The sequence below is a fragment of the Serratia sp. 201 genome (assembly GCF_037027545.1).
Taxonomy (GTDB): Bacteria; Pseudomonadota; Gammaproteobacteria; order Enterobacterales; family Enterobacteriaceae; genus Serratia; species Serratia bockelmannii.
This window is the reverse complement of the sequence record NZ_JAXCHC010000006.1, coordinates 26894-49371: the sequence shown is the minus strand read 5'-3', so window position 1 is coordinate 49371 and position 22478 is coordinate 26894. Positions and strand designations below refer to the sequence as shown.

The 22478-nt window shown below is 59.8% G+C and carries 25 protein-coding genes; 21 read left to right on the top strand and 4 right to left on the bottom strand.

Features of this window, described 5'->3' with window-relative positions; genetic code table 11:
- Positions 1-82: 82 nt before the first annotated feature.
- The gene (locus WA302_RS23370) at positions 83-316 is read right to left on the bottom strand and encodes a YheU family protein (protein WP_004930376.1); all 234 of its coding nucleotides are present in this window, start codon (positions 314-316) and stop codon (positions 83-85) included.
- On the bottom strand, positions 313-1293 hold the full coding sequence (locus WA302_RS23365; RefSeq protein WP_025304515.1) for a hydrolase: 981 nt from the start codon (positions 1291-1293) through the stop codon (positions 313-315). The genes WA302_RS23370 and WA302_RS23365 overlap by 4 nt, the downstream gene beginning before the upstream one ends.
- A 118-nt stretch (positions 1294-1411) precedes the next feature.
- Here WA302_RS23365 and WA302_RS23360 point away from each other — a divergent pair, with 118 nt between their 5' ends.
- The 6 genes from WA302_RS23360 (at position 1412) to tauD (ending at position 6372) form a co-directional block, all read left to right on the top strand.
- Entirely contained in the window at positions 1412-2014 is a 603-nt protein-coding gene (locus WA302_RS23360; protein ID WP_025304514.1) for a LysE family translocator, read from the top strand.
- Between the two features lie 10 nt (positions 2015-2024).
- Positions 2025-2807 (top strand): PhzF family phenazine biosynthesis protein, encoded by a 783-nt coding sequence (locus WA302_RS23355; protein ID WP_261456860.1) that lies wholly within the window; start codon positions 2025-2027, stop codon positions 2805-2807.
- Between the two features lie 114 nt (positions 2808-2921).
- Positions 2922-3917 carry a taurine ABC transporter substrate-binding protein gene (tauA, locus tag WA302_RS23350; protein ID WP_049208851.1) on the top strand — a complete coding sequence of 332 codons (996 nt, stop codon included), beginning with the start codon at positions 2922-2924 and terminating at the stop codon, positions 3915-3917.
- 9 nt (positions 3918-3926) lie between these two features.
- A complete protein-coding gene (gene tauB, locus WA302_RS23345) occupies positions 3927-4694 on the top strand; it encodes a taurine ABC transporter ATP-binding subunit (RefSeq protein WP_336064761.1) in 768 nt (255 codons plus the stop codon).
- Positions 4691-5527, top strand: coding sequence for a taurine ABC transporter permease TauC (gene tauC, locus WA302_RS23340; RefSeq protein WP_033631937.1), 837 nt, complete (start codon positions 4691-4693; stop codon positions 5525-5527). Before tauB ends, tauC begins: the two co-directional genes overlap by 4 nt.
- A complete protein-coding gene (tauD, locus tag WA302_RS23335; RefSeq protein WP_060448454.1) occupies positions 5524-6372 on the top strand; it encodes a taurine dioxygenase in 849 nt (282 codons plus the stop codon). The genes tauC and tauD overlap by 4 nt, the downstream gene beginning before the upstream one ends.
- Before the next feature lie 6 nt (positions 6373-6378).
- Here tauD and WA302_RS23330 read toward each other — a convergent pair whose 3' ends face one another.
- The gene (locus tag WA302_RS23330) at positions 6379-8292 is read right to left on the bottom strand and encodes an ABC transporter ATP-binding protein (protein WP_261456861.1); all 1914 of its coding nucleotides are present in this window, start codon (positions 8290-8292) and stop codon (positions 6379-6381) included.
- Positions 8293-8421: 129 nt separating this feature from the next.
- Here WA302_RS23330 and kefG point away from each other — a divergent pair, with 129 nt between their 5' ends.
- From kefG to WA302_RS23295, 7 genes are all read left to right on the top strand, one after another.
- A complete protein-coding gene (kefG, locus tag WA302_RS23325; RefSeq protein WP_025159909.1) occupies positions 8422-8973 on the top strand; it encodes a glutathione-regulated potassium-efflux system ancillary protein KefG in 552 nt (183 codons plus the stop codon).
- A 2-nt stretch (positions 8974-8975) separates the two neighbouring features.
- Positions 8976-10784 (top strand): glutathione-regulated potassium-efflux system protein KefB, encoded by a 1809-nt coding sequence (gene kefB, locus WA302_RS23320; protein WP_049294935.1) that lies wholly within the window; start codon positions 8976-8978, stop codon positions 10782-10784.
- A gap of 14 nt (positions 10785-10798) precedes the next feature.
- The gene (locus tag WA302_RS23315; RefSeq protein WP_015379274.1) at positions 10799-11002 is read left to right on the top strand and encodes a YheV family putative zinc ribbon protein; all 204 of its coding nucleotides are present in this window, start codon (positions 10799-10801) and stop codon (positions 11000-11002) included.
- 112 nt (positions 11003-11114) lie between these two features.
- Complete coding sequence (gene slyD, locus WA302_RS23310) at positions 11115-11702, top strand: peptidylprolyl isomerase (RefSeq protein WP_004930407.1); 588 nt, start codon at positions 11115-11117, stop codon at positions 11700-11702.
- Positions 11703-11794: 92 nt separating this feature from the next.
- Positions 11795-12823: a LacI family DNA-binding transcriptional regulator gene (locus tag WA302_RS23305; protein WP_060448453.1), complete on the top strand. Its 1029-nt coding sequence runs from the start codon at positions 11795-11797 to the stop codon at positions 12821-12823.
- Positions 12824-12945: 122 nt separating this feature from the next.
- The gene (gene nhaC, locus WA302_RS23300) at positions 12946-14385 is read left to right on the top strand and encodes a Na+/H+ antiporter NhaC (protein WP_049206071.1); all 1440 of its coding nucleotides are present in this window, start codon (positions 12946-12948) and stop codon (positions 14383-14385) included.
- 1 nt (position 14386) lies between these two features.
- Positions 14387-15559 (top strand): MalY/PatB family protein, encoded by a 1173-nt coding sequence (locus WA302_RS23295; RefSeq protein WP_049208852.1) that lies wholly within the window; start codon positions 14387-14389, stop codon positions 15557-15559.
- Positions 15560-15574: 15 nt separating this feature from the next.
- Here WA302_RS23295 and WA302_RS23290 read toward each other — a convergent pair whose 3' ends face one another.
- Positions 15575-15802 (bottom strand): SlyX family protein, encoded by a 228-nt coding sequence (locus tag WA302_RS23290; RefSeq protein WP_025304503.1) that lies wholly within the window; start codon positions 15800-15802, stop codon positions 15575-15577.
- A gap of 356 nt (positions 15803-16158) precedes the next feature.
- Between WA302_RS23290 and fkpA the strand changes: the two genes are divergently transcribed.
- The 8 genes from fkpA to fusA all read left to right on the top strand — a co-directional run bounded on the left by fkpA (position 16159) and on the right by fusA (position 22440).
- Positions 16159-16998, top strand: coding sequence for an FKBP-type peptidyl-prolyl cis-trans isomerase (gene fkpA / locus WA302_RS23285; RefSeq protein ID WP_025304502.1), 840 nt, complete (start codon positions 16159-16161; stop codon positions 16996-16998).
- Positions 16999-17371: 373 nt separating this feature from the next.
- Entirely contained in the window at positions 17372-18094 is a 723-nt protein-coding gene (locus WA302_RS23280) for a helix-turn-helix transcriptional regulator (protein ID WP_004930418.1), read from the top strand.
- Positions 18094-18483, top strand: a complete 390-nt coding sequence (gene tusD, locus WA302_RS23275; protein WP_033636259.1) for a sulfurtransferase complex subunit TusD — start codon at positions 18094-18096, stop codon at positions 18481-18483. The genes WA302_RS23280 and tusD overlap by 1 nt, the downstream gene beginning before the upstream one ends.
- Positions 18484-18490: 7 nt before the next feature.
- Positions 18491-18850 carry a sulfurtransferase complex subunit TusC gene (gene tusC / locus WA302_RS23270; protein WP_025304500.1) on the top strand — a complete coding sequence of 120 codons (360 nt, stop codon included), beginning with the start codon at positions 18491-18493 and terminating at the stop codon, positions 18848-18850.
- A 9-nt stretch (positions 18851-18859) separates the two neighbouring features.
- On the top strand, positions 18860-19147 hold the full coding sequence (tusB, locus tag WA302_RS23265; RefSeq protein WP_025304499.1) for a sulfurtransferase complex subunit TusB: 288 nt from the start codon (positions 18860-18862) through the stop codon (positions 19145-19147).
- Positions 19148-19290: 143 nt separating this feature from the next.
- On the top strand, positions 19291-19665 hold the full coding sequence (gene rpsL / locus WA302_RS23260) for a 30S ribosomal protein S12 (protein ID WP_004930426.1): 375 nt from the start codon (positions 19291-19293) through the stop codon (positions 19663-19665).
- 96 nt (positions 19666-19761) lie between these two features.
- The gene (rpsG, locus tag WA302_RS23255) at positions 19762-20232 is read left to right on the top strand and encodes a 30S ribosomal protein S7 (RefSeq protein WP_004956203.1); all 471 of its coding nucleotides are present in this window, start codon (positions 19762-19764) and stop codon (positions 20230-20232) included.
- 93 nt (positions 20233-20325) lie between these two features.
- Positions 20326-22440, top strand: a complete 2115-nt coding sequence (gene fusA, locus WA302_RS23250; RefSeq protein WP_025304497.1) for an elongation factor G — start codon at positions 20326-20328, stop codon at positions 22438-22440.
- Positions 22441-22478 lie beyond the last annotated feature (38 nt).

Below are 22478 nucleotides of genomic sequence, written 5' to 3'. Positions count from 1 at the left end.
TGTCAGGAAAAAATGGCGCTCGCTGGTTTGCAATGTCCCATTGTTACCTGATTTTTTCCGTCAGTCATAGAACCGAACGCCACTAAATTTCTTCCTGCCCGGCGCGGAACTGGCCGCGCGGCATGATGTTGACGCTCTCATGCAGTTCTGACCATACCAGCACCACCTCGCCGTTTTTCAGCTGGCGGCGCACGTCCTCCACCTTCTGTTCCAGCGATCGTTCGTGCTCGCCGTAATCGGTGCCTTCGCGCAGCACAAAGGATTCGATCAGGCTGTTCAGGGTGTCGGTTGCCAGTTCTTGCCAGGGAATGATCACGTCGGGATGTCCAGATAAGGGGAAAGCCAGGCCGGAATGCGATGCTCCAGCCACATGTGCGGTTTTTTCAGCGTGCCGCCGACGAAGCCGACGTGGCCGCCGAACTCGGTCAGCTGATATTCGATATTGCGCGGCAGGCCGGCGACGTCGGGGATCACCTCATGGGTCATGAAGGGATCGTCCTTCGCATGGATGATCAGCAGCGGCGTTTGGATCGCCGGCAACAGCGGCAGAGCGCTGCAGCGGCGATAATAGTCGGTGGCGTCGCTGAAGCCGTGAATGCGCGAGGTGATGGCGTCGTCGAACTCGCGGATGCGCCGCAAACCGTTCAGCTGTGACAGCTTGAGCGGCAGGGTGTCCGGGTAGTGCAACAGTTTGCGGGTGGCGTTTTGTTTCAGTTGCCCCAGCAAATAGCGCTGATAGACGCGGGAGAAGCCTTGCTCCATGCGGTAGGCGCAGGGTTCCAGCATCAGCGGCGCTGAGACCACCACCGCCGCCTGCAGCAGGCTGTCGGCGCCTTGCTGCGCCAGATAACAGGCCAGCATGTTGCCGCCGAGCGAAACGCCTACCGCCGCGGTTGGCACCTCGCCGTAGCGGTCGCGCAGCCAGCGCAGGAAGAAGCGCGCGTCTTCGGTTTCGCCGGAGTGGTAGATGCGCTGTTTGCGGTTGGGCACGCCGCTGCAGCCGCGAAAGTGCATCACCACCCCGAGCCAGCCACGTTCGCGCCAGGCGTTGAGCAGGCCATGCGCGTAGGGGCTGTAGAAGCTGCCCTCCAGACCGTGGAACAGCACCGCGCGCGGTTTATCGCGCGCCTGCGCCGGATCCTCGCTCCAGGCAAGATCGACGAAGTCGCCGTCGGGCAATTCCAGCCGTTGCCAATGCGGTTTCAATAACACGCGGCGGCGCACCAGCCGCGGCAACAGCGTTTGCAGGTGCGGGTTACTGGCCCCGGTCAGGGGGCGAAAGGTGTTAGGCATAGGCTGAGTAAAATGTTGTGGGCGGCTATTGTGAGATCCCTAGCGCACTGTTAGCTTCAATACCAAGAATTAACAATGATACTGCAAAAAAGCGCCTTGGGTGAGGAGCACCCGTGCCATGGAACCGAGTTTATTCCTTTCGATGCTGGGCTTCCTGTGGGTCGCCGCCATCACGCCAGGCCCCAATAACCTGCTGCTGACCACCTCCGGTGCTAACTTCGGCTTTATGCGTTCGCTGTGGCTGATGATTGGCATCATGCTCGGCATGCAAAGCATTTTGCTGCTGGTGGCCTTCGGCGTCGGCAGCCTGATCCTGGTTTACCCGTCGCTGCACCTGATCCTGAAAATCCTCGGCAGTTTGTACCTGCTGTGGCTGGCGTGGAAAGTCGCCACCGCCGCCTATGAAAAGCTGGAAACCGACGTGGCGCCGCCGCAGCCGGTGCGGCTGTATCAGGGCTGGCTGCTGCAGTTCCTCAACCCGAAAGCCTGGCTGATGGCGCTGGGCGCGGTGGCGAGCTTCAGCCTGGCGGGCGATAAGTACAACGGTTCCATCGCGGCGATCGCGCTGGGCATTTTGGCGGTAAACATCGTCGCCGGCGTTATCTGGCTGGCGTTCGGTACCCTGATCGGCCGCCTGCTGCGCAGCAAAAAGGCCTGGGTTATCTTCAACGTTTCCATGGGGTTGTTGACCGCAGCCTGTGTGTTACTGATCTGGCATTAAGGAGTGAACGATGGCGGAAAATTATTATCACGTGGTTGCTTTTACCGGCAAAGGGCTGCGCGGCAACCCGGCCGGGGTTTGCCTGCTGACGCAGCCGCTGCCGGCGGAGCGGTTGCAGGCGATCGCCAACGAGATCGGCCTGCCGGAAACCAGCTTTGTTTGGGATGACGGCGACATGACCGCCATTCGCTGGTTTACCCCGGAGCGTGAGGTCGATCTTTGCGGCCACGGCACGCTGGCGGCGGCGCATGTGATGTTCAGCGCGGTTAACCCGGCGCTGAAGGATATTCGCTTCCGTTCGGCCGGCGGCGAGCTGTTCGTCAAGCGCGATGCGCAGGACGGGGAGCGGCTGGTGCTTGATTTCCCCGCCAGGCCGCCGCAGAAAGTCGCCGAACCGGCGGGCCTCGCGGCGCTGCTGGGCGTGCAGCCGCAGGAAGTGTGGCAGGCGAAAGCGCTGCTGGTGGTGGTGGAAAATGAGACGCAGGTGCGCGCGCTGCGCCCGGACATCCCGGCGCTGATCGCATTGGCCGGCTGCGCGGTGATCGTCACCGCGCCGGGTGATACCGTGGACTTCGTTTCGCGCTATTTCACGCTCGACGGCGGCGAGGATCCGGTGACCGGCTCCGCGCATTGCACGTTGATGCCTTACTGGACGGCGCGCCTCGGCCGCCATCGGCTGCATGCGCAGCAGATCTCGGCACGCGGCGGCGAACTGTTCTGCGAACTGCAAGGGGATCGCACGCTGCTCGGCGGCTATGCTCATGTGTTCCTGCACGGAAGTATCGCGCTGTAATCTGCGGTTATATTACTCAAGGTAATAAAGAAGACTTTTTTATTCTTTTATCGCCCGTCATCGCTCAGATAAAACTGTCAGCAACTGAACAGATTTTTATCAACGGAGCGGAACATGGCGGGCAAACTCTTTTCCTTACGTAACGTGGCGCTGCTGGCGTTGTCGCTCAGCGCGGCCAGCGCCTACGCGGTGGACGTGACCGTGGCGTACCAGACGTCGGCGGAGCCGGCCAAGGTGGCGCAGGCGGAAAACAGCTTCGCCAAACAGTCCGGCGCGACCGTCGACTGGCGTAAGTTCGACAGCGGTTCCAGCGTGCTGCGCGCGCTGGCCTCCGGCGACGTGCAGATCGGCAATATCGGCTCCAGCCCGCTGGCGGTGGCCGCCAGCCAAAAACTCCCCATCGAAGTGTTCCTCATCGCCTCGCAGCTCGGCAGCTCCGAAGCGCTGGTGGTGAAAAATGACATCAAAAACCCGCAGGATTTGATCGGCAAGCGCATTGCGGTGCCGTTTATTTCTACGACTCATTACAGCCTGCTGGCCTCGCTCAAACATTGGGGCATCAAGCCTGAACAGGTGAAGATCCTCAATCTGCAGCCGCCGGCCATCGCCGCCGCCTGGCAGCGCGGCGACATCGACGGCGCCTACGTCTGGGCGCCGGTGGTCAACGAACTGGCCAAACAGGGCAAGGTGCTGACAGACTCCGCGCAGGTGGGCGAATGGGGTTCGCCGACGCTGGACGTGTGGGTGGTGCGCAAAGACTTCGCCGAGAAACATCCCGACGTAGTAACCGCCTTTGCCGCCAGCGCCCTGCAGGCGCAAAAGGCCTACCTGACGGCGCCGGAACAGTGGCTGAAAGATCCGAGCCACCTTAGCACCTTGGCGCGCTTGAGCGGTGTACCGGAAGCGCAGGTGCCGGAACTGGTGAAGGGGAACCGTTATCTGCCGGTGGCCGATCAGGTTGCCCAGCTCGGCCAGCCGGTGGACAAGGCAATCCGCGATACCGCCGAATTCCTCAAGCAGCAGGGCAAGATCCCGCAGGTCGACAGCGACTACAGCGCTTACGTCACCGACCGTTTTGTGAAACAGGTGCAGGCTGCGCCGCAGTCGTAAGGAAGCAGGATGCTAAACGTCAATCATCTTTCAGCAGAGTATCAGGGGCGGCCCGCGCTGCGTGACGTGTCGTTCCAGATCGCCGCCGGGCAACTGGTGGTGGTGCTCGGCCCATCGGGCTGCGGCAAGACCACGCTGCTGAATTTGATCGCCGGGTTTATCGAGCCTTCAGCTGGCAGCATCACGCTGGATGGAACGCCCGTTCACGGCCCGGGCGCTGAACGGGGCGTGGTGTTCCAGCATGAGGGTTTACTGCCGTGGCGTAACGTGGTGGACAACGTCGAGTTCGGCCTGCAGCTGGCCGGCGTCGGCAAGGCGCAGCGCCGTCAGGTGGCGGAGCAGATGCTGCAGCGCGTCGGTCTGGCCGGTTACGAGCGGCATTTCATCTGGCAGCTTTCCGGCGGCATGCGCCAACGCGTCGGCATCGCCCGCGCCCTGGCCGCGGATCCACGCCTGCTGTTGCTGGATGAACCGTTCGGCGCGCTGGACGCGTTTACTCGCGAGCAAATGCAGGAGCTGCTGCTGACCATCTGGCGCGATACCGGCAAGCAGGTGCTGCTGATCACCCATGATATCGAAGAGGCGGTGTTCCTCGCCAGCGAGCTGCTGCTGCTGTCGCCGGGGCCGGGGCTGGTGGTGGAGCGATTGTCGCTGAACTTCGGCCAACGCTATGCCGACGGCGAAGCCTGCCGCTCGATTAAGTCCGATCCTGAATTTATCGCGCAGCGCGAATACGTGCTGGGCAAAGTTTTCCAACAGCGCGAGGCCTTGCTATGAGCCTGCATTCCACGTTAAAGGCCGCGGCGCAGCCGCAGGGCAAAGCGGCGCGCCGTTTCAGCGTGCCGCGCAACGTTTGGTTGAGCGGCGCCACGCTGTTGACGGTGTTGATCGTCTGGTGGGGCGTGACGGCGCTGCAGCTGATCAGCCCGCTGTTCCTGCCGGCGCCGCAGCAGGTGCTGCATCAACTGATCACCATCGCCAGCCCGCAAGGTTTTATGGACGCCACGCTGTGGCAGCATCTGGCGGCCAGCCTGGGGCGCATTTTGGTGGCGCTGCTGGCGGCGGTGATCGTCGGCATTCCGGTGGGCATCGCCATGGGGCTGAACGACACGGTGCGCGGCATCCTCGATCCGCTGATTGAGATCTATCGTCCGGTGCCGCCGTTGGCGTATTTACCGCTGATGGTAATTTGGTTCGGCATCGGCGAGACCTCGAAAATCTTGTTGATTTATCTGGCGATTTTCGCGCCGGTGACGCTGTCCGCTGTGGCCGGCGTGCGCAGCGTGGCGCAGGTGCGGGTGCGCGCCGCCCGCGCGCTGGGCGCCACGCGTTGGCAGGTGCTGCGTTTCGTGGTGCTGCCGAGCGCGCTGCCGGAGATCCTGACCGGCATCCGCATCGGGCTGGGCGTCGGCTGGTCGACGCTGGTGGCTGCCGAACTGATCGCCGCCACGCGCGGCCTGGGATTTATGGTGCAATCCGCCGGTGAGTTTCTGGCGACCGACGTGGTGCTGGCCGGCATCGGCGTGATTGCGGTGATTGCATTTGGGTTGGAGCTGGGGCTGCGCGCCCTGCAGCGCCGATTGACCCCGTGGCATGGAGTACAGCAATGAACGAACGTCTGAATATCACCCCGCTGGGGCCTTACATCGGGGCGCTGGTGGAAAACGTCGAGTTGGCCCGGCCGTTGGGCGATGGCCAGTTTGAACAGCTTTATCATGCGCTGCTCAAGCATCAGGTGCTGTTCTTCCGCAACCAGCCGATCACGCCGCTGCAGCAGCGCGATCTGGCCGGCCGCTTCGGCGATCTGCACATCCATCCGGTCTATCCGCACGCCACCGACGTGGAAGAGATCATCGTGCTCGATACCCACGACGACAACCCGCCGGACAACGACAACTGGCATACCGACGTGACCTTTATCGAGAACCCGCCGCTGGGGGCGATCCTGGCGGCCAAGACCTTGCCTTCCACCGGCGGCGATACGCTGTGGGCCAGTGGCATCGCGGCCTACGAGGCGCTGTCGGCGCCGTTCAGAACGCTGCTCGCGGGGCTGCGCGCGGAACATGACTTCACCAAGTCGTTCCCGGAGTACAAGCATCGCGGCAGTGAAGAAGAACACCAGCGTTGGCAACTGGCGGTGCAGAAAAATCCGCCGCTGCTGCATCCGGTGGTGCGTACTCATCCGGTCAGCGGCCGGCAGGCGCTGTTCGTCAATGAAGGGTTCACCACGCGGATCGTGGATGTGGCGCCGAAGGAGAGCGACGCTTTACTGAACTTCCTGTTTGCTCACATCACCAAACCGGAGTTTCAGGTGCGCTGGCGCTGGCAGGAAAATGACGTGGCGATCTGGGATAACCGCGTGACGCAGCACTACGCCAACGCGGATTATCTGCCGCAGCGGCGCATCATGCACCGCGCGACCATTCTGGGGGATAGGCCCTTTTACAAGGCGTAACAACGTTTAGGCGTCGAACGCCTGCGTTAACTGCTCCAGCTGTTCCTGTGCATCCAGCCAGGTCATTTCCATCTCTTCGAGCGCGGATTTGGCCTGGCTTTGCTTTTGCAGGCAGTCGGTCAGTTCGGCCTTGCGGCTGATGTCGTACAGTGCGGGATCCGCCAACTGCTCTTCCACCGCCGCCAGTTCGGCGCCCAGTTTTTCCATCTGCTGTTCCAGCTTGGCGATCTGCTTGCGCAGCGGTTGGGTCTGCGTACGGAACTCCGCCTCGCGGCGTTTTTGGTCCTTGCGCGCCTGCGCGCTGTTGCCGCCGCTCTCTTTTTCCGGTGCATCCTGCTGGTTTTCCTGGCGCTGCAGGTCGACAAGCCACTGCTGGTAGTCGTCGAGATCGCCCTCGAAAGGCTCGACCTGGCCGTCATGCACCAGGTACAGATCGTCGGTGGTGGAACGCAGCAGGTGACGGTCGTGCGAGACCACCACCAACGCGCCTTCGAAATCGATCAGCGCCTCGGTCAGCGCCTGACGCATGTCGAGATCCAGGTGGTTGGTCGGTTCATCGAGCAGCAGCAGGTTCGGGCGTTGCCAGACGATCAGCGCCAGCACCAGCCGCGCCTTCTCGCCGCCGGAGAAACGTTCGGTCACTTCGCTGACCTTGTCGCCCTGGAACCCGAAACCGCCCAGGTAATCTCGCAGCTGCTGCTCCAGCACCCGTGGCGCGATGCGGCTCAGATGCTGCAACGGCGATTCGTCGGCGCGCAGGAATTCCAGCTGGTGCTGGGCGAAGTAACCCAGCTTGATGCCTTTCGCCAGGCCGATCTCGCCGCTCAGCGGTTCCAGGGTGCCGGCCAGCAGTTTGATCAACGTCGATTTACCGGCGCCGTTGCGGCCGAGCAGGCCAATGCGTGAACCGGGTACCAGGTTCAGCTTGATTGACTTCAAGATCACTTTATCGCCATATCCGGCGCTGACTTTTTCCATGCGCAGCAGCGGGTTCGGCAGGCTTTCCGGCGGGCGGAAGCTGAAGGTGAACGGGTTGTCGACGTGCGCCGGGGCGATCAGCTCCATGCGCTCCAGCATCTTGATGCGGCTCTGCGCCTGCTTGGCCTTGGAGGCCTTCGCCCGAAAACGGTCGATATAACTTTGCAGGTGCGCCACTTTTTCTTGCTGATGCTGATACAGCGACTGTTGCTGCGCCAATTTGGTGGCGCGCTGGCGTTCGAACGACGAGTAGTTGCCGGTGTATTCGTTCAGGGTCTGCTGTTCGATATGCAGGATCTTGTCGACAATCGGATCGAGGAAGTCGCGGTCATGCGAGATCAGCACCAGCGTGCCGGGGTAGCTTTTCAGCCAGCGCTCCAGCCAGATCACCGCATCGAGATCCAGGTGGTTGGTCGGTTCGTCGAGCAGCAGCAGGTCGGAACGGCACACCAGCGCCTGCGCCAGGTTGAGACGCATGCGCCAGCCGCCGGAAAAGTCGCGCACCGGGCTTTGCAGCTGTTCGTTGGAGAAGCCGAGGCCGTGCAGCAGGCTGGCGGCGCGGGAACGGATGGTCCAGGCGTCGATGGCGTCCAGCTTACCGTGCAGGGTGGCGATGGCGTGGCCGTCGTTGCGGTCGTTGGCGGCCTGCAGTTCGGCTTCGAGCTGGCGAAACTCGCGGTCGCCGTCGATAACATACTCGATCGCCGGCACGTCCAGCGCCGGCGTCTCCTGGTTGACCCAGGCCAGCGCCCAGTTGCCGGGGAAGGTAAAGCTGCCGCCATCCGCCGCGATCTCGCCCTTCAGCAGCGACAGCAGCGTGGATTTGCCGCAGCCATTTTTGCCCACCAGGCCGACCTTCTGACCTGGATTAACCGTCGCCGTGGCGTTGTCCAGCAGGACGCGGATGCCGCGTCGGATTTGTAGCGAGGAGAATACAATCATAAAGCGCCGTATGTTCAGAGTATGTTAAATTATCATTAAGGTAACAGAACGCGCACCGCGCGCTGTTTTTGTCTTTGCGATGCATGGTAGCGGAAAACCGCTACTCTGACGACGCTTTGGAGGGGAATGATGTCGCAGCCGCCCAAGGTCTTGCTGCTGTATGCCCATCCGGAATCCCATGACTCGGTGGCGAACCGGGTTTTGCTTCGACCGGCGCAGCAGTTAGAACATGTCACCGTGCACGATCTCTACGCGCACTACCCTGATTTTTTTATCGATATTCATCACGAACAACAGCTGCTGCGTGAGCATCAGGTCATCGTGTTTCAGCACCCTCTGTATACCTACAGCTGTCCGGCGCTGCTGAAGGAGTGGCTGGATCGCGTGCTGTCGCGCGGCTTCGCCAGCGGGGTGGGCGGCAATGCGCTGGCGGGCAAATACTGGCGCTCGGTGATCACCACCGGTGAGCCGGAAGGCGCCTACCGCACCGGCGGTTATAACCACTATCCGATGGAAGATATCCTGCGGCCGTTCGAGCTGACCGCCGGGATGTGCCATATGCACTGGCTGACGCCGTTCGTGGTCTATTGGGCGCGGCGGCAGAAGCCGGAGGTGTTGCGCAGCCATGCAGACGCCTACGGCGAGTGGCTGAGCCACCCGCTGCCGCACGGAGGGCGGTGACCATGGAAGGATCGACCTTACTGACCGCCATTTTGCTGTTCCTGTTTGCCGCGGTGGTGACGGTGCCGATCGCCCGTCGCCTGGGGATCGGCGCGGTGCTGGGCTATCTGATCGCCGGCATTGCCATCGGCCCTTGGGGATTGGGCTTCATCCGCGACGTTGACGAGATCCTGCACTTCTCCGAGCTGGGCGTGGTGTTCCTGATGTTCATCATCGGTCTGGAGCTGAACCCCAGCAAGCTGTGGGAACTGAGGCGCTCGATTTTCGGCGCCGGCGCCGGCCAGGTGTTGCTCACCGCGGCGGTGCTGGGCGCGTTGCTGTACCTGACGCACTTCGCCTGGCAGGCGGCGGTGATCGGCGGTATCGGCCTGGCGATGTCTTCCACCGCCATGGCGCTGCAGCTGATGCGCGAAAAGGGCATGAACCGCAACGAAGGGGGGCAGCTCGGTTTCTCGGTGCTGCTGTTCCAGGATATGGCGGTGATCCCGGCGTTGGCGTTGATCCCCATTCTGGCCGGCGCCGGCGGCACCAGCGACGACTGGGCGAAGATCGCGCTCAAGGTCGCGGCGTTCGGCGGCATGCTGATCGGCGGACGTTTTCTGCTGCGGCCGCTGTTCCGCTATATCGCCGCCTCCGGCGTGCGCGAGATTTTCACCGCCGCGGCGCTGTTGTTGGTGCTCGGCTCGGCGCTGTTTATGGAGGCGCTCGGCCTGTCGATGGCGCTCGGCACCTTCATCGCCGGGGTGCTGTTGGCGGAGAGCGAATATCGCCACGAACTGGAGATCTCCATCGAGCCGTTTAAAGGGCTGCTGCTGGGGCTGTTCTTTATCTCGGTGGGCATGGTGTTGAATATCGGCGTGCTCTACACCCACCTGGCCGAGGTGTTGATCGGCGTACTGGCGCTGGTGGCGGTCAAATCCGGCGTGCTCTATGGCGTGTCGCGTCTGTTCGGCCTGCGTAGCTCGGTGCGGCTGCAGTTTGCCGGGGTGCTCAGCCAGGGCGGTGAGTTTGCCTTCGTGCTGTTTTCGGCGGCGGGGGCGCAAAAGGTGCTGCAGCCGGATCAACTCTCTTTGCTGCTGGTGGTGGTGACGCTGTCGATGATGACCACGCCGCTGCTGATGCAGGCCATCGACCGCATTTTGGCGCGCCGCTATAACGCTAAAGGCGAAGACGAGGAAACGCCGTACGTAGAGGATGACGATCCGCAGGTGATCATCGTCGGCTTCGGGCGTTTCGGCCAGGTGATCGGCCGCCTGTTGATGGCCAACAAAATGCGCATTACCGTACTGGAGCGCGACGTCAGCGCCGTCGGCGTGCTGCGGCGTTACGGTTACCAGGTTTATTACGGCGACGCCACCGAGCTGGAGCTGTTGCGCGCGGCGGGCGCCGAAAAGGCCAAGTCGATCGTGATCACCTGCAATGAGCCGGAAGACACCATGGAGATCGTGCGGCTGTGCCAACAGCACTTTCCGAACCTGAGCATTCTGGCGCGCGCGCGCGGCCGCGTGGAGGCGCATGAGCTGCTGCAGGCGGGCGTGAAACAGTTCAGCCGCGAAACCTTCTCCAGCGCGCTGGAACTGGGGCGCAAGGCGCTGATGGAGTTGGGCATGCACCCGCATCAGGCTTTCCGCGCCCAGCAGCATTTCCGCCGCCTGGATATGCGCATGCTGCGTGAGCTGATGCCGCCGCATCAGGGCGACGTGGCGCAAATTTCCCGCGTGAAAGAGGCGCGGCGCGAGCTGGAAGAGCTGTTCCATCGCGAAATGCAAAAAGAAAGTCGCCAGTTCGACGGCTGGGACGAATACGAATAAGCGGGAGCATAACGATGTCTGCAACACGTAAGAGATTTATCGCCGGGGCGGTGTGCCCGAGCTGTAGCGCTATGGATACGTTGGCGGTATGGCGGGAGGATCAGGTGGAAGTGGTGGAGTGCGTCAAGTGCGGACACCATCAGCGCCAGACCGAACAGCAGGTGGAAAAACACGTTCGCCCGCAAGAGCAGGTGATCGGCATTTTCCAGCCGAAGTAGCGTTTTTTTATCCCGGAGGGTACAGCGAGGCAGATTTCCGTTACAATCTGTCCGGAAAAGGCGCGCATCCCGATAACGGTGCGCGTCCTAGTAGCCAACGGTAGGAGATATCATGAAAGTAGCAAAAGACTTGGTGGTCAGCCTGGCTTACCAAGTACGTACAGAAGACGGTGTTTTGGTTGATGAGTCTCCGGTGAGCGCACCGCTGGACTATCTGCACGGGCATGGTTCTCTGATCGCAGGTCTGGAAAAAGCACTCGAAGGCCACGACGTTGGCGATCGTTTTGACGTTCACGTCGGCGCGAACGACGCGTACGGCAACTACGACGAAAACCTGGTGCAGCGCGTACCGAAAGACGTCTTCATGGGCGTTGACGAACTGCAGGTCGGCATGCGTTTTCTGGCTGACACCGATCAGGGCCCGGTACCGGTTGAAATCACCGAAGTTGACGGTGACCACGTCGTGGTTGACGGCAACCACATGCTGGCTGGCCAAAACCTGAACTTCAACGTGGAAGTTGTCGCGATCCGCGAAGCGACCGCAGAAGAGCTGGCGCACGGTCACGTACACGGCGAGCACGACCATCACCACGAGCACGGTGAAGGTTGCTGCGGCGGTCACGGCCACAGCCACGATCACGACCATGGTCACGACCACGGTAAAGGCGGTTGCGGTAACGGTGGTTGCGGCTGCCACTAAGCAGAACGCAATCCCGAGACAAGAGGGCGGCCATTGGCTGCCCTTTTTTATGCGCGGCGCACCAGGCGCCGAACGGCACAACAGGACATGCCATGGCCACCATGAAAGACGTTGCGCGCCGCGCCGGCGTTTCCACGGCCACCGTCAGCCGGGTGATCAATAATACCGCCTACGTTGAACCGGTGACCCGCGAACGCGTCGAGAAAGCGATGCGCGAGTTCAATTACCACCGCAACGCCGCCGCGCTGGCACTGGCGAAAAGAAGCGGCAATATGCTGGGGTTGCTGACCGGCAACCTCGACGATCCGTTTTTCTCGCGCCTGGCGCGGGGCGTGGAAGACATCACGCGGCAGGCTGGCGTGCGTTTGATGTTGTGCAGCGGCGGGCATCAGGCCGAACTGGAAAAAAGCGGCCTCGACTTTCTCATCAATCAGGGATGCGAAGCCATTGTGGCGCACGTCACGCGCATGGGAGAAGAGGAGCTGCTGCGCTACGCCGCCCACACGCCCGCGTTGGTGCTGGTCAATCGCTACCTGCCGGCCATCGCCAATCGTTGTATTTGGCTCGACAATGCCAAGGCGGCACAGGCGGCGACCGAGCTACTCATTCGCCAGGGGCATCGGAGAATCGCCTGCGTGACGGCGGATTTGCCGATCGACGACCGCGCACAGCGGTTAGCGGGTTACCGCAAGGCCATGGCCGCCGCTGGTATTGAGGTGCCCGGAGCCTGGATCATCAGCGTGCCCTTCAACGAGAAAGGGGGCGAGTTGGCGGCCGAGCGCGTGCTGGCCAGCGACCCACGCTTCACCGCCGCAGTGACGTTCAACGACGTGATGGCCGCCGGCATGATGCGCACCTGCCATCAACGGCACATTCAGTTGCCCGATGCGCTGTCGATCGTTGGCTTTGACGACATTGCCCTGGCGAAATATCTCCACCCTTCGCTGACCACTGTGCATTACCCCATCGAGAAAATGGCCCGACGCGCCGCGCGCCTCGCGCTGCAGATCCACAGCGGCAGCGACGTCGCGCCGCAGAACAACCGCTTTTCGGCCGAGCTTATCCTGCGAGACTCTGTCACCGATGGCGAGCCGCATGAGCAAAGCAAGCGCGGCGAATGAGAGACAAGTCACACAACGTGAGCGCATGAAACCGATTACATGGCCGGTTGCCTGCGCTCACATCCTCCGATTATCGAAGCCATTACGCTGTTGCAGTACCCCATCTTCAACAGGAGCCGTATATGGATAATAAGAAAACGCTCAACCTTGGGTTGGCGACGCTGCCGATTGTGGCCATGCTGTTGCTGCTCATCATCGGCTATGGCCAGTTTGGCCTGCGCATTGAACCGCTTCTGCTGGTTTCCGCCGCCATCACCGCCGCGCTGGCCTGGTGGCAAGGTTACCGCTGGGACGACATCATCGAGGCCATCGTGGCCAAGCTGGCGAAGGCCATGCCGGTGATCATGATCCTGATCTGCGTAGGTGGCCTGATCGGCACCTGGATGATCAGCGGTACAATCCCTTACATGGTGTATTGGGGGCTGAAGCTGATCAGTCCGCAATATATTCTGATTGCCGCGTTCTTCATCACCAGCGTGATCTCGGTGTGCACCGGCACCTCGTGGGGGGCAGCCGGCACCGTGGGCGTGGCGCTGATGGGCGTGGCCGCCGGTTTAGACGTGCCACTGGCCGCCGCGGCTGGGGCGGTGGTGTCCGGCGCCTACTTCGGCGACAAAATTTCGCCGTTGTCCGATTCGACGAATTTCGCGGCTATCGTTGCGGATACCGATCTCTACAGCCATATCCAGCATCTGATGTACACGACGTTGCCGAGCTTCATCCTGGCCGCCGTGGTGTACCTGATCGCCGGCCACACCGGCGCGGTGGGCAGCGTGGCAACGCCGGAAAAAGTGACCGAAATCGTCAGCGCGCTTGAGGGGCTGTACCATTTCAACCTGCTGTTGATCCTGCCACCGGTGCTGGTGCTGTGGGGCGCGGTGACCAAACGGCCGGTGATCCCTGTCATGCTGGCCGCCTGCGCGCTGGCGATCGCCATCGGCGTCGCGCTGCAGGGTTTTAGCCTGCAACAGGGGCTGAATGCGTTGATGGACGGCTTCAATCTGTCGATGTTCGCCAGCCAGGGCCATAACGTCGAAGGGATCGTCGCCGATGTGCCGCGCCTGCTGAACCGCGGCGGCATGTTCTCGATGATGAGTACGATCCTGCTGGTGTTCTGCGCCTTTTCCTTCGCCGGCGCCCTGACGCTGACCGGCGCCCTGACGGTGATCATCAGCCGGCTGCTGCACGTGGTGCACACCACCGGCCAACTGATCGCCGCCACCGTTGCCACCACGATCCTGGTGACCGGCGCGACCAGCGACGGCAAGCTGGCGCTGCTGATCCCAGCGGAGCTGTTCAAAGGGGCCTATCGGCGCATGGGGCTGGACAACAAAAACCTGTCGCGCACCGTCGAGGATGCGGGCACCGTTATCGAGCCGCTGATCCCGTGGACGGCCGCCGGTATTTACATGGCGACCACGCTGGGGGTCAGCACGCTCGATCTGCTGCCGTGGGCGATCCAATGTTATGCCGCGGTGGTGTTCGCCCTGATTTATGGGTTCACCGGCTTCGGTATCGCCAAACTTCAACCTCAGAACGATTTGCAGCGTAAGGAAGCCTGACATGACGAGTCATTTCAACGCCATCATCGATCGCCACAACACCAGCTCCGTGAAGTGGGACTTCATCGACCGCTATCTGCAACTGGATGGCAGCGAACTGTTGCCGATGTGGGTGTCCGATTTCGATTTTCCATGTCCGCCAGAGGTGCAACAGGCGCTGCATCAGCGGGTGGACCACGGGGTCTTTGGCTACAGCGAACGTGACGACGCCTACTATCAGGCGGCGATCGACTGGTTCGCCAAACGGCACGACTTGCCGCTGCGGCGTGAGTGGTTTACGTCGATTGAGGGGGTGGTGCCCGGATTGGCGATGCTGATCCAACTGCTCAGCAAGCCGGGGGACGGTGTGGTGGTGCAGGGGCCGTATTATGGCTCGTTCGCCAAGATAGTCACCATGAATGGCAGAGAGGTGCTTGAGAATCCTCTGTTGAAAACTCCGCAGGGATATCGGATCGATTTCGACCAGTTGGCTGCCTGTCTGGCACAGCGTAAACCGCCGCTGTTGTTGCTGTGCAATCCGCACAATCCGACAGGCCGTTGCTGGCGCCGCGATGAACTGGAGCGGCTCATGGCGCTTTGCCATACCCACGACGTTACGGTGATCTCCGATGAGATCTGGGCCGATCTGCTGCTGCCCGGCGAGACGTTTACGTCGGTGTTGCATCTGGACAAGAAATATCGCGAGCGAGCGATTGCGGCGACGTCCGCCAGCAAAACGTTCGGCCTTTCCTCGCTGCGCATTTCGAATTTCCTGATCCCCAACGCTCGGCTTCGGCAGGCGTTTGTCGATCGGCTGAATGCCCACGGGCTGGATGTGTTCAACGCGCTATCGATGACGGCGGCGACCGCGGCCTATCAACGGGGTGCTGTCTGGCTTGATGAGCTGCTCGGCTACCTGGCGGAGAATCGGCGTTGGTTTGAACGGGCGCTGGCGGCCGCCGCGCCCTGGTGCACGATGACCCAGGCAGAAGGGACCTATCTCGCCTGGCTGGATTGCCGTGCACTGGGTTTGAGCGATGCTGACTTACAGCAGGCGCTGGTGGCGGTGGCAAAGCTGGCTCCGTCGATGGGCAGCGGTTTCGGCCCGCAGGGGAGCGGTTTTATCCGCATCAACCTGGGGTGCCCGCGCCGGTATCTCGAGCGTGCCGTCGATGGGTTGGCACGCCTGAAATAACCGCGCAACGGACCCTCAATAGTGCGGCGGAGGGGTTTCTTCCGATTGCGAGGCGATCATTGAGGTTTGGGTCGAGCGCAGCTTGTCGGTCAACATGCGCAGGTGTTCGCGCATCTTCAGCATTTCCATTTGATGCTGGGTAACGGTCTGGTTGAGCTCTTCGATGGTGAGCTCTTGGAAAGCCTGACGGCTCTCCAGTTCTTCAAGCCGCTGTAGCAGGCGTTGAATGTCGGCGTTGTGCATGAGGCTACCTCTGACGCGATAAAATCCTGATTCGGCGCTATGGTAACAGCTGGCGCCGGGTTTGCTCGCGCTATTTCTTCAGACGGCGCGCAACGTTGCGATCGGCAGTGTAAAGTGCTGAAAAGTTGCGCGCCCGATACGCCGTTTTTTGCTAACCTCGCCGAATATTCTGCAAGAAAAATCTGATTTATCATACGAGTAGCACGCAGGGGGAAACTTCTCGGCAAAGTGGGAGTCACACTTTGACTCGATTGGTTACCTGTGCGACTGTTTTGTTTTGTTTCAGGCAGCTATAGTAGCCCGGTTATCTTACCTAATGATTGTTTGGGGCATTGCTTCAGACACTGGAGAAATGGATGAAATCTTTGTTTAAAGTCACGCTTCTGGCAACCACCATGGCTTTTGCTCTGAATGCGACCCAGGTCATGGCAGCCGATGCCGCCAAACCGGCAGAAGCCGCTAAACCAGCGGACGCGGCAGCAGCGCCAAGCACCGGCAAGTTCAAAAACGACGACGAGCAAGCGGCTTACGCACTGGGCGCCTCTCTCGGCCGTTACATGGACAACTCTCTGAAAGAGCAAGAGAAGCTGGGCATCAAGCTGGACAAAGATCAGCTGATCGCCGGCGTTCAGGACGCGTTCGCCAACAAGAGCAAGCTGAACGATGCCGACATCGAGAAGACCCTGCAGGGCTTCGAAGCGCGCGTGAAGGCTTCCGCTCAGGCGAAGATGGAGCAGGACGCCAAGGACAACGAAACCAAAGGCGCCAAGTATCGCGACAGCTTCGCTAAAGAAAAAGGCGTGAAGAAAACCGAATCCGGCCTGCTGTATCAGGTAGAGAAACCGGGCGCGGGTGAAGCGCCGAAAGACAGCGACACCGTGGTGGTGAACTACAAAGGCACCCTGACCGACGGTACCGAGTTCGATAACTCCTATACCCGCGGCGAGCCGCTGTCGTTCCGTCTGGACGGCGTGATCCCTGGCTGGACCGAAGGTCTGAAGCACATCAAGAAAGGCGGCAAAATCAAGCTGGTGATCCCGCCGGCCTTGGCCTACGGCAAAACCGGCGTTCCGGGCATCCCAGCTAACTCCACGCTGGTCTTCGACGTTGAGCTGCTGGACGTGAAAGCGGCGCCGAAAGCCGACGCTAAAGCCGAAAAACCGGCTGATGCGAAAGCCGATACCAAAGCGAAATAATCTCGTCGCTTTGTTTGCCACCGCCGCGGATGCCCTCCGCGGCGGTTTTCATTTTGGCCGCCGCCGCCTCTCTCGCCATTGAACGCTTGACGCCTGCCGGGCATCGGGCTTAACGTCAATACCACGCGCAAACGCAAGGACTTTGCTCCGGCCGCTTTGCTAGACTAATAATTCTGACTTATCAGTCATGCGTCTGCCCCTTAGGGCGTGTACCTAAAATTGTTCCCGGCCGCCTCGCCCGCGGATGTCATCGTGCCGTTTTATGCGGCTCTCAGCCAGCCGCGCGGCGGCATGCCGACGACGGCAGCGATCCGGTCCGAGCGGTTTTAGCTGCGCCCCCTGGCACAGGCGATCTATGAGGGTGGTATCTTCGATGTCGAATTCGCTTTTATCCAGCGAAGCCAGCGAACTTGATTTGCTGAATGAACGTCCGTTTACTCAAACGGATCATGAAATCCTGAAATCCTATGAAGCGGTGGTCGACGGGCTGGCGATGTTGATCGGCGGCCACTGTGAGATCGTATTGCACGCGCTGGAAGACCTGAACAGCTCGGCGGTGCGCATCGCCAACGGGGAACACACCGGGCGCAAAATCGGCTCGCCGATCACCGACCTGGCGCTGCGCATGCTGCACGACATGGCCGGCGACGACAGCAGCGTGTCGAAAGCCTACTTTACCCGCGCCAAGAGCGGCGTGTTGATGAAATCGGTGACCATTGCCATTCGCAATCGCGAGCAGCGGGTGATCGGCTTGCTGTGCATCAACATGAACCTCGACGTGCCGTTCTCGCAGATCATGCAGACTTTTATGCCGCCGGCCACGCAGGACGTGCCGTCGTCGGTGAATTTCGCCTCTTCCGTCGACGATCTGGTGGCGCAGACGCTGGAGTTCACCATCGAAGAGGTGAACGCCGACCGCTCGGTGTCCAATAACGCCAAGAATCGCCAGGTGGTGCTCAACCTCTATGAGAAAGGCATCTTCGATATCAAGGATGCGATCAATCAGGTGGCGGATCGCCTGAATATCTCCAAACACACCGTGTATCTGTACATCCGCCAGTTCAAGAGCGGCGATCTGTTGGGAAGCGACCGTTGATGCTCGATTATTGTCTGTTGGTCACCGGCCCGGCTTACGGCACTCAGCAGGCCAGCAGCGCCTATCAGTTCGCTCAGGCTTTGCTGGCGAAAGGGCACCGGCTTTCCAGCGTTTTTTTCTACCGTGAAGGGGTGTTGAACGCCAACCAACTGACCGCGCCGGCCAGCGACGAATTCGACCTGGTGCGCGGCTGGACGCAGCTGGCGCAGCAACACGGCGTGGCGCTCAACGTCTGCGTTGCTGCCGCGCTGCGCCGTGGCGTCACCGACGAGCAGGAGGCGGCGCAACAGGGGCTGGCAAGCGCCAACCTGCAGCCCGGCTTTACCCTGAGCGGGCTGGGTTCCCTGGCCGAAGCGTCGCTGAGTTGCGACCGTCTGGTGCAGTTCTGAGGATATGATGAAACGAGTCGCTTTTGTTTTCACCCACGGGCCGCACGGCGGTGCCGGCGGCAGGGAAGGGCTGGATGCGCTGCTTGCCACATCGGCGCTCAGTGAGGATTTGGGGGTGTTTTTTGTCGGCGATGGCGTATTGCAGCTGTTGCCGGGCCAGCAACCGGAAAAAATCTTGGCGCGCAATTACATCGCCACCTTCGGCGTGCTGCCGTTGTATGACGTGGAGCGCTGCTATCTATGCCAGGCTTCGCTGCAGGAGCGTGGGCTGAGTCAGGTGACCGATTGGGTGCTGGATGCCGAGGTGCTGGCGCCGGATGAATTGCGCCGCCAATTGGCCGGTTACGACGCCGTGATGACGTTTTAGGATCTTCTGATGCTGTATACCCTGAGCCATTCGCCAAACCAATGTGACTTACCTGCGCTGCTGCGCCTGGCGGCGGAGGGCGACGCGCTGTTGCTGCTACAGGACGGCGTGCTTGCAGGCCTTGCCGGCAGCGCTCATCTTGAATTGCTGCTCGCCGCCCCCATATCCCTTTATGCGCTGCAGGATGACCTGGAAGCCCGGGGATTGGTTGGTCATTTTTCGCACAAAATCACTGTCATCGGCTATAATCACTTCGTTGAATTAACCGAACAACACCGCAGCCAAATGGCCTGGTAATGAGAGTGATGTTGTATATTTCTTGACACCCATACTGGTCAGCCCTAAAATTCTGCGTCCTCGTACTCTGCCAATAGTGCATACGAGGGGATTTATCACATGTTTACGAAGCTAGTACGAAGCAAAAACCAGGAGCTTTTTTAATGGCAACAATTAACCAGCTGGTTCGCAAACCACGCTCTGTGAAGGCTGCTAAAAGCAACGTTCCAGCGCTGGAAGCCTGCCCGCAGAAACGTGGCGTATGCACCCGCGTATATACCACTACCCCGAAAAAACCAAACTCCGCACTGCGTAAAGTTTGCCGTGTGCGTTTGACCAACGGTTTCGAAGTGACTTCCTACATCGGTGGCGAAGGCCACAACCTGCAGGAACACTCCGTAATCCTGATCCGTGGCGGTCGTGTAAAAGACCTGCCAGGTGTGCGTTACCACACCGTCCGTGGTGCACTTGACTGCTCCGGTGTTAAAGACCGTAAGCAAGCTCGTTCCAAGTACGGCGTGAAGAAGCCAAAGGCTTAATGGTTCTCCGTTAAGTAAGGCCAAACGTTTTAACTTTAATGTCAAAATAAACTCGTAGAGTTTTGGACAATCCTGAATTAACAACGGAGTATTTCCATGCCACGTCGTCGCGTAATCGGCCAACGTAAAATCCTGCCAGATCCTAAGTTCGGATCTGAGCTGCTGGCCAAATTTGTAAATATCCTGATGGTAGACGGTAAAAAATCTACTGCAGAAGCAATCGTCTATACCGCGCTGGAGACCCTGGCTCAGCGTTCTGGTAAAGATCACCTGGAAGCTTTCGAAGTCGCTCTCGACAACGTTCGCCCGACTGTAGAAGTTAAGTCGCGTCGCGTTGGCGGTTCTACTTATCAGGTACCAGTTGAAGTCCGCCCGGTTCGTCGTAATGCTCTGGCAATGCGTTGGATCGTTGATGCTGCACGTAAACGCGGTGATAAATCCATGGCTCTGCGCCTGGCGAACGAGCTGTCTGACGCAGCAGAGAACAAAGGTTCTGCTGTTAAGAAGCGTGAAGACGTTCACCGTATGGCCGAAGCCAACAAGGCGTTCGCCCACTACCGCTGGTAATCACCTGGCTGTAGTCATGCTAACCAAGCGGGCGCGTCAAATCGGCCCGCTTGGGTTAACTGAACTTGAACGCCCTAGGAATAGAGGAATCAAATGGCTCGTACAACACCCATTGCACGCTACCGTAACATCGGTATCAGTGCTCACATCGACGCCGGTAAAACCACCACTACCGAACGTATTCTGTTCTACACCGGTGTAAACCACAAAATCGGTGAAGTTCATGACGGCGCTGCCACCATGGACTGGATGGAACAGGAGCAGGAGCGTGGTATTACCATCACTTCTGCAGCGACTACTGCTTTCTGGTCTGGTATGGCCAAGCAGTTCGAACCGCATCGCGTAAACATCATCGACACCCCAGGGCACGTTGACTTCACCATCGAAGTAGAACGTTCCATGCGTGTGCTGGATGGCGCGGTAATGGTTTACTGTGCTGTTGGTGGTGTTCAGCCACAGTCTGAAACCGTATGGCGTCAGGCTAACAAATACAAAGTGCCACGTATTGCGTTCGTTAACAAAATGGACCGTATGGGCGCTAACTTCCTGAAAGTTGTTGGCCAGATCAAATCTCGTCTGGGCGCTAACCCTGTTCCTCTGCAGCTGGCTATCGGCGCAGAAGACAAATTCACCGGCGTTATCGACCTGGTGAAAATGAAGGCGATCAACTGGAACGAAGAAGACGCAGGCGTAACCTTCGAATACGAAGACGTCCCGGCTGACATGATGGATCTGGCTGAAGAATGGCGCCAGAACCTGATCGAGTCCGCTGCGGAAGCTTCCGAAGAGCTGATGGAAAAATACCTGGGCGGCGAAGAGCTGACCGAGGAAGAAATCAAAGCAGCTCTGCGTCAGCGCGTACTGAACAACGAAATCATCCTGGTTACCTGCGGTTCTGCGTTCAAGAACAAGGGCGTGCAGGCGATGCTGGATGCGGTAATCGAATACCTGCCGGCACCAACTGACGTTCCTGCGATCAACGGTATCCTGGACGACGGTAAAGACACTCCGGCTGAGCGTCACGCAAGTGATGACGAGCCGTTCTCTGCGCTGGCGTTCAAAATCGCTACCGACCCGTTCGTAGGTAACTTGACCTTCTTCCGCGTGTACTCCGGCGTTGTTAACTCCGGCGACACCGTGCTGAACTCCGTTAAGTCTGCGCGCGAGCGTTTTGGCCGTATCGTTCAGATGCACGCCAACAAGCGTGAAGAGATCAAAGAAGTTCGCGCAGGCGACATCGCCGCTGCGATCGGTCTGAAAGACGTGACCACCGGGGACACCCTGTGTGATCCAGACTCTCCAATCATCCTGGAGCGTATGGAATTCCCTGAGCCGGTAATCTCTATCGCCGTTGAACCGAAAACCAAAGCTGACCAAGAAAAAATGGGTCTGGCTCTGGGCCGTCTGGCTAAAGAAGACCCGTCGTTCCGCGTATGGACTGACGAAGAGTCTAACCAGACTATCATCGCCGGTATGGGTGAACTGCACCTCGACATCATCGTTGACCGCATGAAGCGTGAATTCAACGTTGAAGCTAACGTGGGCAAACCTCAGGTAGCTTACCGCGAAGCGATTCGCGCGAAGATTACCGACGTTGAAGGTAAGCACGCCAAGCAGTCTGGTGGTCGCGGTCAGTACGGTCACGTTGTGATCGACATGTACCCACTGGAACCGGGCTCTAACCCGAAAGGTTACGAGTTCGTCAACGACATCAAAGGTGGTGTAATTCCTGGCGAATACATCCCTGCCGTTGATAAAGGCATCCAGGAGCAGCTGAAGTCTGGTCCGTTGGCTGGTTACCCGGTAGTAGACATGGGTATTCGTCTGCACTTCGGTTCTTACCACGACGTTGACTCCTCTGAACTGGCGTTTAAACTGGCCGCGTCTATCGCCTTTAAAGAAGGCTTTAAGAAAGCGAAACCAGTTCTGCTTGAGCCTATCATGAAGGTTGAAGTTGAGACTCCAGAAGAGAACACCGGTGACGTTATCGGTGACTTGAGCCGTCGTCGCGGCATGCTGCGCGGTCAGGAATCTGAAGTGACTGGCGTTAAGATCCACGCTGAAGTACCGTTGTCCGAAATGTTCGGCTACGCAACTCAGCTGCGTTCTCTGACTAAAGGTCGCGCATCATACACCATGGAATTCCTGAAGTATGATGATGCACCGAACAACGTCGCTCAGGCCGTAATCGAAGCCCGTGGCAAATAAGCCGCAGGGTTAAAACCAAAGTCCCGTGCTCTCTCCAG